The organism is Thalassobacillus devorans MSP14, assembly GCF_000496835.1.
GTDB lineage: Bacteria > Bacillota > Bacilli > Bacillales > Halobacillaceae > Thalassobacillus > Thalassobacillus devorans_B.
The window spans coordinates 202,652-215,601 of the sequence record NZ_KI543236.1 but is presented as its reverse complement, the minus strand read 5'-3'; the positions used below and the strand labels follow the sequence as shown (position 1 = coordinate 215,601).

The 12,950-nt window shown below is 47.2% G+C and carries 12 protein-coding genes; 6 read left to right on the top strand and 6 right to left on the bottom strand.

From position 1 onward, the window contains the following. Positions 1–289 precede the first annotated feature (289 nt). Genes P855_RS0101875 through P855_RS0101865 form a run of 3 tightly spaced genes read right to left on the bottom strand, consistent with a single transcriptional unit; the run spans position 290 to position 3,173 of the window. Positions 290–790, bottom strand: a complete 501-nt coding sequence (locus P855_RS0101875) for a GDYXXLXY domain-containing protein (RefSeq protein WP_028782000.1) — start codon at positions 788–790, stop codon at positions 290–292. Further along, positions 787–1,986: a DUF2157 domain-containing protein gene (locus P855_RS0101870; RefSeq protein ID WP_028781999.1), complete on the bottom strand. Its 1,200-nt coding sequence runs from the start codon at positions 1,984–1,986 to the stop codon at positions 787–789. Before P855_RS0101870 ends, P855_RS0101875 begins: the two co-directional genes overlap by 4 nt. Positions 1,987–1,988: 2 nt before the next feature. After that, positions 1,989–3,173 carry a DUF418 domain-containing protein gene (locus tag P855_RS0101865; RefSeq protein ID WP_028781998.1) on the bottom strand — a complete coding sequence of 395 codons (1,185 nt, stop codon included), beginning with the start codon at positions 3,171–3,173 and terminating at the stop codon, positions 1,989–1,991. Positions 3,174–3,270: 97 nt separating this feature from the next. Here P855_RS0101865 and P855_RS0101860 point away from each other — a divergent pair, with 97 nt between their 5' ends. The 6 genes from P855_RS0101860 to P855_RS0101835 all read left to right on the top strand — a co-directional run bounded on the left by P855_RS0101860 (position 3,271) and on the right by P855_RS0101835 (position 5,235). After that, entirely contained in the window at positions 3,271–3,480 is a 210-nt protein-coding gene (locus P855_RS0101860) for a spore germination protein (RefSeq protein WP_028781997.1), read from the top strand. A gap of 19 nt (positions 3,481–3,499) precedes the next feature. Then, on the top strand, positions 3,500–3,730 hold the full coding sequence (locus P855_RS0101855) for a spore germination protein GerPB (RefSeq protein WP_028781996.1): 231 nt from the start codon (positions 3,500–3,502) through the stop codon (positions 3,728–3,730). 83 nt (positions 3,731–3,813) lie between these two features. Next, positions 3,814–4,380 (top strand): spore germination protein GerPC, encoded by a 567-nt coding sequence (gene gerPC / locus P855_RS0101850; protein ID WP_037985567.1) that lies wholly within the window; start codon positions 3,814–3,816, stop codon positions 4,378–4,380. Next, positions 4,380–4,604, top strand: coding sequence for a hypothetical protein (locus P855_RS20245; RefSeq protein ID WP_051353043.1), 225 nt, complete (start codon positions 4,380–4,382; stop codon positions 4,602–4,604). The genes gerPC and P855_RS20245 overlap by 1 nt, the downstream gene beginning before the upstream one ends. Then, positions 4,597–4,989 (top strand): spore germination protein GerPE, encoded by a 393-nt coding sequence (locus tag P855_RS0101840; RefSeq protein ID WP_037985566.1) that lies wholly within the window; start codon positions 4,597–4,599, stop codon positions 4,987–4,989. The genes P855_RS20245 and P855_RS0101840 overlap by 8 nt, the downstream gene beginning before the upstream one ends. Before the next feature lie 27 nt (positions 4,990–5,016). Next, the gene (locus tag P855_RS0101835) at positions 5,017–5,235 is read left to right on the top strand and encodes a spore germination protein (protein ID WP_028781993.1); all 219 of its coding nucleotides are present in this window, start codon (positions 5,017–5,019) and stop codon (positions 5,233–5,235) included. A 139-nt stretch (positions 5,236–5,374) separates the two neighbouring features. Here the strand turns inward: P855_RS0101835 and P855_RS0101830 are convergent, their stop codons facing one another. From P855_RS0101830 to addB, 3 genes are read right to left on the bottom strand one after another with little or no spacing between them, the layout of a single operon-like run. Beyond that, complete coding sequence (locus tag P855_RS0101830; protein ID WP_028781992.1) at positions 5,375–5,680, bottom strand: HNH endonuclease; 306 nt, start codon at positions 5,678–5,680, stop codon at positions 5,375–5,377. After that, positions 5,677–9,396: a helicase-exonuclease AddAB subunit AddA gene (addA, locus tag P855_RS0101825; protein WP_028781991.1), complete on the bottom strand. Its 3,720-nt coding sequence runs from the start codon at positions 9,394–9,396 to the stop codon at positions 5,677–5,679. Before addA ends, P855_RS0101830 begins: the two co-directional genes overlap by 4 nt. Then, complete coding sequence (gene addB / locus P855_RS0101820; RefSeq protein WP_028781990.1) at positions 9,396–12,896, bottom strand: helicase-exonuclease AddAB subunit AddB; 3,501 nt, start codon at positions 12,894–12,896, stop codon at positions 9,396–9,398. The genes addA and addB overlap by 1 nt, the downstream gene beginning before the upstream one ends. Positions 12,897–12,950 lie beyond the last annotated feature (54 nt).

The following is a 12,950-nucleotide window of genomic DNA, read 5'->3' as shown; positions in this document are numbered from 1 at the left end:
ATTGAGAATGGTTATTAACTAAGTGAAATAAATCACACCAAACAGGATTATTGGTTAAAAATGTTTCTACTGTAACAAAGTTGTCAAACTTATCAAGCTGCCACCATCTTTTTGTACACGTAAAAAAGCCTGGATTTTATTAATCCAGGCGTGAAAATTTCATTCACCTGTGGTTCTTAAAGCCACAGACAACATACTCCGTTATTTCCATACACAATTATGGGTTTAAAAACACGGCTGATTTAATTTTGTATTTAAACCTATCCTTCTCAAATGAAAATATCAGATGTCACTTGATACTAACAATCTTTTTTTGCCCCCAGGGAGCCACAACCACTTCAACTACCATATCGTCTCTTTGCTGCTCATATTTTCCCCCGGTATTTTCCTCGACATAATAACGATTGATGCCGTAGGTTACCTGATGGACAGACTGGCCTTCATTATGCCATTGGTACTTCCCCCTCATGCGGACCTGATCAGCCTCTGTTTCCATTTTATCGCGGGAAGCAGTCACAACTTGAAAGACACCATTATCCGATTCTTCTAAAAGAATATAGACTGCCTCGCCATATTCCGGAATGCCTCCAGACCATTTTTCTTCATCTATTCTTTCGATTTCATAGTTCAAAATGACATAGTCCCCATAAAATATATCCCTTGGATCGACAGGAGCAGTTTCCAGCTTGATTGTCTGACCAAATGCATCCATAGCGTAATAAGAGATTGACATGCCTGTTAAAAACAGAACTTGTAGTAACACGACTCCGTAAAAGGCGAAACGCTTCATACGATCCGCCCCCTTTTTGATAGATTTCGGCGCTTTCTTTCCAGGAAGAAGCTTAAGAGGAACAGCAAAATGCCACCGATGAAGAAAAATAATGACTTATCCATGAAATCCCAGGCAAGCTGGGCATAAGCGACAACAGTACTGATAACAAACGCCACCGTGCCTTTGGTGACAATACCTGAGTTCTCAGATTGATAGCCCCGAAGCAGCCATCCCAGCGAATAGATGAACAGGAGAATTAATGCGACCATAGAACCTGTCTCAAGGTAAAATACCGGGAGGAACAAAACCAGATTAAGCAGAAAAATCAAATGATTTCTTTTCCATAACAGAACCATAACACTTAACGATAACACCACCCAGATAGTCAGGAAGAAGAACTCCCCGCCAAGCGATTCCGTAAAGAACTCCATATCTAAAAAGAAGACTTGCCAGATTACCAGTATAAACATAGTGGCGATACTAAGTTTTGTAAATGGTATCTTAAGTGCCTGCTTAGATACCAGGATGCCGAGAAGGTATAATGCCAGAAAATAAACCAGGAGCCAATGGTAAGAATGATGTTCCACAAAGGCCAGGATGACAGCCTGTAGTATATAACTGAGTGTAAACAATGTCGCATACAGCCAATCAGCACGATGGTAGACATAGTAGCTGAATCCGGACACGAATAACAACCCCAGCAGCAGGTTGAATTCAGAAAAATTGCCGGCACTATAGACTTGACCAATGGTGGTAATTACTATCGCTGCCACGAATAAAGTTCGCTCATCATAAATCGCAAAAACCAGCAAAGCAGCCAGTGCCCATACGAAGAACGGAAAGGCGCTGAACGAGGTGTAATTGTACATCTGTCCTGTCAGGAAAATACCAGACCCGAAAATCAAAACTGCGATGAGCAGCAGACTAATCCCGACCGTTTCTGAACGTGTCCGGTACACCTTATCTCCCGCAAAGTAAAAGCTGGTCATAGCTATAATGATAATAGCCATGCGGGCAATATCCGGAATTACTCCCCAATTGGAAGCGATGAAGCTTAAAAAACCGAGCCCGATAAAAATTGCCGCCAACGTCAACAGAATCGGCTTTTGACTTCGTTTTGGATACAGTGCCATAATGTCATCCAATTGCTGACGCTCAATGATCCCTTTTTCCACCCACTTGCTTCCTTCATTTTTAAGTTGATGCCGGTTCATACTTATCCCTCCTGCCTTCTCCGTATCGACTGCTTTTTACCATAGGTCAATGTCCGCCACAGCCATTCTAGCGGACCGAACTGGTAAGTGTTCAGCCACCATTTACTGAGGCTGATTTGTACAATGTAAAAGAATATTACAATTATCACGCTCCAGAGCGGCGGCACTTGCCCATACAGCCCGAAACCTATTGAATAAAACAGCAAGAATGAAAACAGCGATTGCAGAATGTAGTTGGATAGGGACAATCTTCCGACATAACTAAGCCCGTGCAGCGCCCTTTTTCCAAAAGAACGTTGATAAAGCAACGTCACACTGACAACATAGAAGATAGCTGAAGCGCTCCCCCCGATATTATCCTGCATCATTTGGAACCAGGCCGGGTTGTCAAAGAAATACGGTACCGCCTTGAATCCTAAAAATAAAAGTAATGTAACGACCCAAAGCGAAAATAAAGCAGCCTGGTGTGCTGCCGGCTGATGGAGCCATTTTTTCCGGGCAACATACATGCCGAACAAAAACATCGGCAACAGGCTCATAATCAGAAATGGCCAGTTCATCGGCGCATTGGTGTAATACCAGTCATTCCAGTTCTGTGACCAAATATCAAGAAGCGACCCACCGCCATAGTTTGCTTTCGCCTGTTCGATTGCAGACTCATTGACCCAGCCGCCGTAGTCAGGTCCCATACTATATAAGCTGAAAGTAAAAAAGCTGGTGAAAAATAAAAGCAGGGCGAATCCCCAGGCCAGCAATGTTTTACTGCTTCGATTCAAGAAGAATAATAACAATAACCCGATCAGCCCATATGATAGTAATATATCGCCGTGCCATATCAGGAAAGCATGAATGAGACCGAAGCCGATCAATATCATCAGTCTGCGTCCGATCACTCGTTTTTCATTAAATCCTTTAACAGCCAGGCGCTCTCTCATCATTTCTATTCCAAATCCAAATAAAAATGAAAATAAGGTATAAAAACTTGCCTGAAAAAATATATCGATGATCATCTGGATGGAGTGACTTGTGGCAGATGGCCAATAGACCTCTTCACCGCCATACAGAAAATAAGGCGCATTGAAAGCGGGGACGTTGACCATGAAAATGCCAAATATCGCTAAACCACGTGCAGCATCTATCCATTCCAAGCGCTCAGCTTCCCGTAATGGTGTTCCAGTGTCCTTCATTCATCCCCCTCCTTTATCTTTATTTTACTTGTTTGGATGAAAAGTTGATAGATGATAACGGAATAAATTAGGTACATACAAAAAAAGGAGGAAAACCATGCCAGCTCAAGTTGGAGCCGTAAAAGTAATTTCCATCTCGTCATCCAGCATTTTCAATATTGGTGATGTCTTCACCATCGCTCCCACCAGCTCGGCAAAAACGTTTGCCGGCGGAGGTTCATTCAATTCAGGTGACGGTATACGTATCGATTTAGGCCGCTCGGTCACTTATGTCAATGACAGAGATGTCACAGACCAGCCCAAGTAACAACTAGGAGGAAATAGTTATGAGCATTACTATCCATCAATCCATTTGTATCAACATGCTTAAAATTGAAGCTGTCTCCAACTCATCCGTCGTGCAAATCGGAAGCGCCGGATCGATCCAGTCGCGCTCTGAACTATACAATACCGGGGGATTCACGGAACCTGCCCCACCTGCTGAGCCCTTTGAAGGGGATATAACGACTATCGGCAAGGGCGGAGGTCCATTAGTGCCATTGTCTGCTCCCAGCTGAACGAATTACCTGAACGCTACGCACGCCTATGGGCTTTTTGCATAAAGTAGTGATATAGCCTAATTTTAACGGGGGTGAGAGGGATGAATTATTATGGTTCCTGGCAGCAATATATGGAGCAGATGATGAAGCAGCTGCAGGCACAACAACAGGAGATCAAAGCTCTTCATCAAAAACTGGAAACACTGGAACAAAACCATTCCGATCAACCCAGGACAGTGATTGAAAAAATAGAATATAATTTCGACCAATTGAAAATAGAGACCTTGGAAGGAACACTTCATATCGGCTTGACGCCACAGGAATTAAGTAAAATTGATGATGCTTCTCTGTGGGGACAGCAACAGCCTGTGCCTCCCTCCGCTCCAAAACCTGCCAACCAACAGGTTTTAGAGGAGCTTGATCACTACTTGATGAATCAGGGCGGAGCCATAATCCGAAGTCTGGCAGCTAATAATGAGGTAGCCATGGATCATCAAAAAGAACAGAGCATCATCCAGGATATCCGAAAGCAATTACCTGCCCGTATTGCCCATCATGAAAAACAGGATCCAAAACCGGATCCGGAAAAGATTGTTCACCTAATCAAGTCAGAAGTCGAACATTCTATTGCCCAATTCCTTAATCAATCTAAAGGAGAAGATGCCTGATGGCTTTTATCGTTCATAACTGGGGGCTGAACGTCGGCAATGTAGAAATCGCCGGCATAACCTCCTCGTCTGTATTTTTAATCGGGGATAATGAACAAATCCGCTTGAACTCATACTTTGACACTCCCGCTGAATCCCTTATTATCGGTCCATTCGTTCCTTTAGGTAGCAGCGTATCCGGTGACACCGCGGCGTCTGTTGTGGAGACGGACGAGGATGAATAAACGGCTTGTCACCTTGGATAACATCAAAGTTTCTGATGTGGTTTATGGATCGAGCTTTGTGATTGGAGACAGCTGGCGTGCCACACCGTTCGCAAGGGTTTTAGCCGTTCAGAAAGAAGGTGCCTGGTTTGAGGAAGGACGCTACAAATATGAGGACTATCCAATATTCACGAGACAATTCAAACGTCTTCCTTCTACTGATACTGTGGAAGATATTCATTACCACCATAACCCGACGATCAACGTGGAAAGTGTACGAATCAACGGGGTTTCCACTTCTTCTATGATTCAAGTCGGCAGCCTTGGTATCCTGGAAGCAGAATCGCGGGTCAAGCATTTCCGCATCATCCAAGACGAACAGGAAGAAGATTTCAGCATAGACTAAATGAAAGCCTATTGAAGGAGGGGTAAGATGCCATCCATTGTCGGCCCCATTAAAATAAATAGTGTTGGCGGTGGGGTCATTAATTTCGGTGATGCCTTTTACTTGGCCCCGAAAAGCTCATCCAAAACAAATGCCGGCTCCGGTGCTTTGAATACCGGGGACTTCATCAATACGAACAACGGATTCAGTTCGACTAATCCGTTTGACCCTGACGTCAACGACCAGAACGTTGCTGGTAATGCATAAAGAAAAACGCTGCAAGTACTGACTGCAGCGTCTTTCTTTTTGGTGTACCTATTAAAAGTAACGATCATTTTCCATCATGTACGAACGAAATAATATCTTTGCTCATATGAAAAGCAATTATATGACCGAGCCTCCGGCTTCATCGCTGATTTCGCCTTCGATGTGATTTCCTGGTAGTAATCTTCTTTTGGGGGTCCTGCTTTTTCACCCAGCGCAAATACTTTGCCATATCCGGATGATCTGCAAGCCGCTCCACCGTATGGTAAAATCCTGCCAGCTCTTCATTAGTGAACAGAGCATGGATCTGCCGGTGGCAGGCACTGCATAGTTGTGCCGTCGGTCCATCTGCACCTCCGTACTCTTTAGGAATCAGATGGTGCACTGTCGTCAACACCGGTGACCTTAAGCATAAATCACACATCTCATCATGGATGCGTTCATTCAATCTTCTTCTAACTCCGTTGTCAGCAGCAATGGGCCATCAAAAAAGTAAAGACACTTTTTCACAACAGCTTCTTTCCATATCTTTTCCAGCGCTGTCTGATACAAACTAAGCTGTACCTCATAGCGGCTTGCAAGCTTCTGTTTCAGCTCTTCCGTAACTTCATCGTTAATTGAATCCGTTTTATAATCGAGAATCAGCCAGCCATCATCATAGGGTACAACACAGTCGATGACCCCTTGGACGAATACTTGCTCTTCGGTTTCGCCTTCCCAATTGCGGTACACCTGATGAGCAGGAAGCGTCAGACTGAATGGCACTTCCTTTTCCAAATGTTCCGCCTGTAGTACAAACTCACCGATATTTGTATCAAAAAATGACGAGACGGCTGCTGTATCGATTACATCCGCCTCTTCGGGGCGAAGCACTTCCCGTTCTACTAAACCAAGGACAAATTCACGGACTTCTGCTTTACTATATTTCCGGGTGAACGGCAAATGCTGCATGACAGTATGCATGGCTGTACCGCGTTCAGCAGCCGTCAGCTCCTGCTCTTCCTGCATGAAACGCGGGCGCTTGATGATCGGTGCTTTGAACGGAAGCACGATATCATTACTGCTGTATTCATCCAGTTCTTCGCGCTGCCGCTTCAGCTCGGTCACCGATTGCTTAGCCCGTGAATTTGCTGCCTGGCGGTAGGCATATTGGAAATTCAATCGCTTGTCGACTCTTTCAGCTTCTTCATTGCCATCGACCTGTATCCATTGATATACGGCCTCCTGCAGCCGTTCATCACGATTTTTTTCCAATTCATCCAGCTGGTTATAGGCACTGCCGTGCTTTATTTCCACCCGCCATTCTGAATCATCCTGCCAGATCTCTTCTGACGTTTTGACTTCGACATCTGGATGGCGCAATGGTTCGGTTTTATGGTGACGGACCAGGGCAGGACCGACCCAATCTAAATAACTTTTCGATTCAAGCCGGTAATGCGGTGGAAGTACCCAGCTCGGATGCTCGAGGAACTCCAGCCACTTTTCCTGTTTTTTCTCAAATGACGCCACATTGCCGACCATGACAAGCTTCTCTTTCGCTCTCGTCAATGCTACATATAAGACGCGCATTTCTTCTGCCAGCAATTCGCGCAATTTCTCCCGCTTCAAAGCATGGTAAGCAAGCGTGGGATACATGATCCGTTTCTCGGGATTGATATACCGCGTCCCAAACCCATAGTCTTTATGGAGTAAATACTTAGAGCGGAGGTCCTGCTGATTGAATTGTTTATCCATGCCGCCAAGAATGACGACAGGAAATTCAAGTCCTTTACTTTTGTGAATCGTCATGATCCGGACGACATCCTCCTGTTCCCCGAGGGCACGGGCCGCACCGAGATCATCACCTCGTTCTTCGATCCGCTCAATGAACCGTAAGAAACGGAACAAACCGCGGAAAGAGGTAGCTTCATAGGAACGGGCACGATCATACAAAGCCCGCAAGTTAGCCTGCCTCTGTCGTCCACCTGGAATCCCGCCGACGAAGTCGTAGTAACCCGTTTCCCGGTAAATTTCCCAAATCAGCTCGGATAACGCACCCTGTCGCGCACGGACCCGCCAGGAATGCAGCTGGTCCAGGAAACGATCAATCTTCTCTTGTATTTCCTGATCGCCGCTGAATACCTTCATCGCTTCATAATAGGTAGACCGCTGTTTTGCCAGCCTGATCTGTGCCAGCTGCTCTTCATTCAGCCCGACAATCGGCGAATGGAGAACGGAAGCGAGCGGAATGTCCTGCTGGGGGTTATCGATCACTTTCAATAGACTGAGCATGATTTTAATTTCAATCGCTTCAAAATAGCCGGAGGAAAGTTCGGCATAAACCGGAATCCCCTGCTGCTTCAATTCATCGACAATGGTAGGTGCCCATGTCATGGAACGCATCAAAATCACGATATCGCGGTATTGGACAGGACGCTGGAATTCCGTCTCTTTGTCGATGACTTGCAACGGCTCCTGTTCATATTGTCCAATCCACGTTTTGATCATCTGGCCGTATGCACGCGCTTCGAGCTGGGCCTTTTCTAAATCACGATAATCCTCGCCTTCTCCTGCCGGCTGTTCTTCATCGGCTTCCCGGTCAATGACCAGTAACTCGGCATCGGTATCAGAAGAAGTGAGTTCATCATATATCGTATTACTGTAGATCAGCTCAGCGTCCGGTTCATAATTCATCTCGCCGACTTCCTCATCCAGTATCTGGCGGAAAATATAGTTCGTCGCAGCCAGTACCTGCTTCCGGCTCCTGAAGTTACGGGCCAGGTCGATCCGCTCACCGGGATGGTTGTCATATTTGAACTGCTGATACTTATTCAAAAACAACGTCGGTTCGGCATGGCGGAAACGGTAAATGCTTTGTTTCACATCACCGACCATAAACAGATTTCCTCCCCGGTCTCCGCCTGTTAAAAGCAGTAAGAGTGTTTCCTGGACCAGGTTTGTATCCTGATACTCATCAACCAGCACTTCCGAGAATTTTTCCTGAAAATCAAATGCGACATTTGATGGCACCAGGTTGTCTGCAGTCGAGGAGTCATCACGCAACACATCCAGACAATAATGTTCCAGGTCAGAAAAATCGACTATCGCTTTTTCCCGTTTCAAGCGGGTGTAGCGATCTCGGAAATCTCTAACCAATTTCACCAGTTGCACAATGACCGGGTGCAGTTCTTTCATATCATCCAGGTGACCGGTCAGTGAACGGGTGAACCATTCCCCCGCCATATCATTCCAGCGCTTCTTATAGCTATCCCGTATCGCTTTCACCTGTTCCTTCTTTGCTTCATCGCAGTCCGCTTTTTTGCCCGACAGACGTGCGAACTTGCTCGTCTGCATGAATGTTTGCAGCTCTGTCCATGAAATAGCGGCAAGTCCTTTCGCTTCCTGGACCATGGCTATATCTGCGTCGATCGTATCGGCATAGTGATATGGCCCATCCGCTTCCCTGGTAACTTCCAGCGCTTTCTCCGCTTCCACCAGTATGGCGTCTAGCTGGCTGGCTACTTCCCGCTTTAACATTCTCAGCCATGGCAGGTCTGCTTCCTCCGTGTTTTCATCTACACCATACATCTCCGCCATCTGATCCAGCCACGCTTCAGGAGATGGGTTCTGCATCGCAAAAGTATAGAGGTCAATAATCAATGATTCTACCTCGAGGTCACTGCGGTCATTAGAAAAACGATCGACGACAGCAAAAAACACATCCCTCTCTTCTCCCTCTTTGCCATACCAGTCCTCAAACAATTCTTCCAGTACTTCCTGCTGCAGGAGGTCGGCTTCGATATCATCAGCAATCCGGAAGTTAGGATCGATATCAAGCAAATAAGCATACCGGCGCACCACCTCCATACAGAAGGAGTGCAGCGTGGAAATAGATGCTGTCTGCAAAAGTGACAATTGTTTTTTCAGATGGCTGGAGCCAGGATTCTCTTCCAGCGCTTTACTTAGCGCGAGCCCGACACGGCTCCTCATTTCCTGCGCTGCCGCATTGGTGAAGGTCACGACAAGCAGCGAATCGATATCGACCGGGTCTGTCGGATGCAGTAGTTTCTGGATGATCCGTTCAACCAAAACAGCGGTCTTACCTGAGCCTGCCGCTGCTGAGACAAGGACATCCCTGCCGCTCGTATGGATTGCACGTTCTTGTTCTTTTGTCCAGCGTACCATCAGACATCCCCCTCTCTTTCCTGTTTGGCAATCCGCTCTAAGACTTCCTCATCTTTCATATCCTGCAGCTTGCGGAAGCTGTTCTCTTCCAGGGTCGGATCGAACTGGCAGACTGAACGGAACGGACAGAATGTACAAGCGGCCTGCTGACCATGCTGGTAGGGATTGAGCTTCACTTCTCCATTGGTGATCATTGTACCGGCCTGGACCATGACGTCGCGAATGTAGCCCTGGAGACGTTCGAACATATCTAAGTCCGCCGTTTTGGAACTTTTATAAAAGCCGCCTTTCGCAGTCAGTCCAGCGGGAACCATGTTGCTGGTGCCTTTCTCAAGACTTGTATCCATCATTTGAACAATCTGTTGATTTTCCAACAACAAGCCCTGCATCTTGAATTTCTTTAAAATCTCATCTTCGATTTTTTTATCATCGATTTTCTGCTTACCGGAAATCATCGGGTTATGGACATGGAAGTACAATACCCCTGCAGGCGATGCTTTGGCACCAAGCCACTGCTCGGCATAAGTAAGTACAACGTCCAGGTAGGACAGCATCTGAAGCGCCAGCCCATAATAGACTTCAATCAAATTTAACCCTTTGGCACTTGATTTATAATCGATGATACGAAGGAACAGATCATCCTGATTGAGTGCTTTATCGACTCGGTCGATGCGTCCTCGCAGCATCAATTCAAAACCATTCGGTAAATCGAGCGTAAGCGGAGGAAGCTGCTCTTTCGGACCGAAGCCCAGCTCCATTCCAACTGGTGAAAACTTCGAGTTTCGCGCCTGCTCACTCAATACGAATGCCGCGCGGGCAATGACATTCTGTAATTTATGCTGCAAATACTGATAGCGGTTCGAGCTGTGAAGGATTTGATGCTGTAAAATCGGCGCCAATTCCTGGACTGCCCGGGAGGCATACTGCGTACTTGCCTGTTTATCCAGCTGGGAGAAGTCTTTTCCTTCCCCCTGAATCCATTCGGTGATTTTTTTCAATGCTTCATGGAATAACTGGCCAATATCAGGGGCATCCAGCTTATAGGTCTTCCGTTCTTCCAGCTGCAGGCTATACCTCGCAAAGTGCTGGTAAGAACAGCGGTTATGCATCTCAAGCCTGGAGACACTTGCTTTCACCTGTTTCGGGTACAGCTGCCCGGTCGTCTGTTTGCTGAGGTTCACTGGCTTGTTCTGATAAAAGAGACTCTCGAGAATCCGATTGGTCAGCCCGCCTTTTTGCTCGTTACGTACATACCAATTGAAGACATCCCACCAGACCGGACGCATACTGTAACCTTTCAAATAGCGGGAAAGCTGTGCCGTGAGCGCCCCCCTCGTCTTCGTCTTTGTCGTGATGAAACGATCGGCATCTTCCAGGTCATCCGGATCTTGCAGCAGGATATGATCCTGACAGCACGGAAATAGCTCCTCCACTCTGCGGACAATCGGGGAAGGTGTCTTTGATTTCCCCTCTTCATTACTGAGCGGGTAGCTGATCCATAACCTGTCCCGTGGCATCGTCATTGCCAGGTATACGTAGAAGCGGTCATCCAGAAGCTGTCGTTTGCTGCCATCAGCCAGCCTCAGGCCGTGGGTAGCAAGTAAATCACGCTCTTCTTCACTGATCATCCCATCCCCTGATGGCTTCATCGGCCAGATTCCTTCGGTCACTCCCAGTAAAAATGCCGCTTTGATACCGGAAATCCTCGACCGATCCACTGTGCCGACAATGACATGGTCCATGCTGGGCGGCACATGAGAAAACTTTAAGGATTCCAATCCGCTTTCCATGGTATTGCGGAACACCTGCAGGGACATTTTTTCTTCGCCTGCCATCTCGACGACTTCATCGAGCAATTGCAGGACAGCGTCCCACACCTGCTCCTGTTCACGACCACGTTCCAGTGCACCAGCGGCATCAAAATCATCCCGCCATGCTTCCAACTGCCCAGGTACGTCCATTGCTTCTAACCAGAGATAGATGACCCGGCACTTTTCCCCGATCGTTTTTGCTTCTCTCAATCCTTCATCGAAGGTTTCGAGAATCTTCGTCACTTGGTGGCGGTACCGATTAATACGAGTCTGTTTCTCACGTTCCTCGTCAGTCTGGGATGCCTGGTCAAAGCCGCGGAACCGCTGGTATACCCATGGTTCGTCACTGCACCAGCGCTCACGGGAACGGATTCCATATTCGAGCACATAATTCTCGAGTTCATCAATAGCATCCTCATCGAGCGGATACCGCTTGTCATCTGCAAGACTGAATCCGCTTTTCAACAAACGAAAAACCGCGTCATAGCGCCAGTTTCCTTCGACGACATCCAGACCCGAGCGAATCAATTCAATCAACGGATGGTTAAGCATGGTCCGTTTTTCATCCAGGAATACAGGTATCTCATAATCTTTGAAAACGGTCGTAATCAAGTCGTGGTATGTCTCGGGTTCACGCATCAGGATAGCCAGGTCTTTATAACGGTACCCTTCATCACGGACTAAACGGAGAATTTCCTGTGCGACACCTTCGACTTCTGCCCGTGGATGGACCGCTTCGGCAATCTGAATCGGTGCTTCCCCTTCATAGGGAGGAGCCGGCCGCTCATCAAAATACCGCTCCATATGCAAAAAGTGCGGGCGGTTCTCAAACCGGCCCTGCTTGTTATCTAAGATGGTCGTTCCATCGAATCCTATCCCTTGCTCTTCTGCCATCGCAGCCAAAGTTTCGTAGGTTTCTCCGGACTCGTGAAACAAATCCAGCTCCGGGCGATCTCCTGATGAAGGCTTGTCTAAAGTCAGTGCCACATGGACACACTTCGTCCGCTTCAACAGCGCTTCGATGACCATGATTTCCTGGGGCGTGAAACTATGGAAACCATCGATATAAATCTCCGCTCCATCCAGGAAGCGTGCGGTAGGGATTTTATCTGCCAGCATCTGCAGTTGATCCTCCCCGTCCATATACTGATCGCGGAGCGCATGATCGAGCCGGTCATAAATATAGCTGAGATCCTCGAGCTTGTTACGAAGCGCGATTTCACTGGCATACTGGTGTGTATATTGATCGATTGCTGTCATTTGCTCATGTAGTACCTCCGGCGTAATCCGGTACCGTTTGAACTCCGTAATCATCCCTTCCAGTTGTTCCATGAACCCCTGTTTCTCGATTGCTTTTTGGAACACCAGCCAATCAGATGTCCGTTCTTCGGTGATTTTCCGGAGCATCATCTGAATCCCCGTCGAGCTTATGTACTTCCGGGTATTCCCACCCGTCTCCTGAAGTACCCGCCAGGCCAGCCTTGAAAAGCTGAACACCTGGGCCCGGATCGACCCTTCAATACCGTCTCTTTTCAACAGGGCGTACTCCTGCTGGAACGTCATCTGGTCGGGTACGAGATAGATGAGTGGCGGTCCTTTTGGATCCTCTTTTAGCTTTGCTTCTATTTCTTCCATGACGGCGGAGCTTTTTCCAGCACCAGACCGTCCAAGTATGAATCGGATACCCATCGATCGGTTTCCTCCTTCTTCATGCACACTGTGGTCTCCATTACATATCGTGAA

Coding starts and splice junctions, on each gene's coding strand:
- P855_RS0101875 (WP_028782000.1), bottom strand. CDS start 790: ATGAAGCGTTTCGCCTTTTACGGAGTCGTGTTACTACAAGTTCTGTTT.
- P855_RS0101870 (WP_028781999.1), bottom strand. CDS start 1,986: ATGAACCGGCATCAACTTAAAAATGAAGGAAGCAAGTGGGTGGAAAAA.
- P855_RS0101865 (WP_028781998.1), bottom strand. CDS start 3,173: ATGAAGGACACTGGAACACCATTACGGGAAGCTGAGCGCTTGGAATGG.
- P855_RS0101860 (WP_028781997.1), top strand. CDS start 3,271: ATGCCAGCTCAAGTTGGAGCCGTAAAAGTAATTTCCATCTCGTCATCC.
- P855_RS0101855 (WP_028781996.1), top strand. CDS start 3,500: ATGAGCATTACTATCCATCAATCCATTTGTATCAACATGCTTAAAATT.
- gerPC (WP_037985567.1), top strand. CDS start 3,814: ATGAATTATTATGGTTCCTGGCAGCAATATATGGAGCAGATGATGAAG.
- P855_RS20245 (WP_051353043.1), top strand. CDS start 4,380: ATGGCTTTTATCGTTCATAACTGGGGGCTGAACGTCGGCAATGTAGAA.
- P855_RS0101840 (WP_037985566.1), top strand. CDS start 4,597: ATGAATAAACGGCTTGTCACCTTGGATAACATCAAAGTTTCTGATGTG.
- P855_RS0101835 (WP_028781993.1), top strand. CDS start 5,017: ATGCCATCCATTGTCGGCCCCATTAAAATAAATAGTGTTGGCGGTGGG.
- addA (WP_028781991.1), bottom strand. CDS start 9,396: ATGGTACGCTGGACAAAAGAACAAGAACGTGCAATCCATACGAGCGGC.
- addB (WP_028781990.1), bottom strand. CDS start 12,896: ATGGGTATCCGATTCATACTTGGACGGTCTGGTGCTGGAAAAAGCTCC.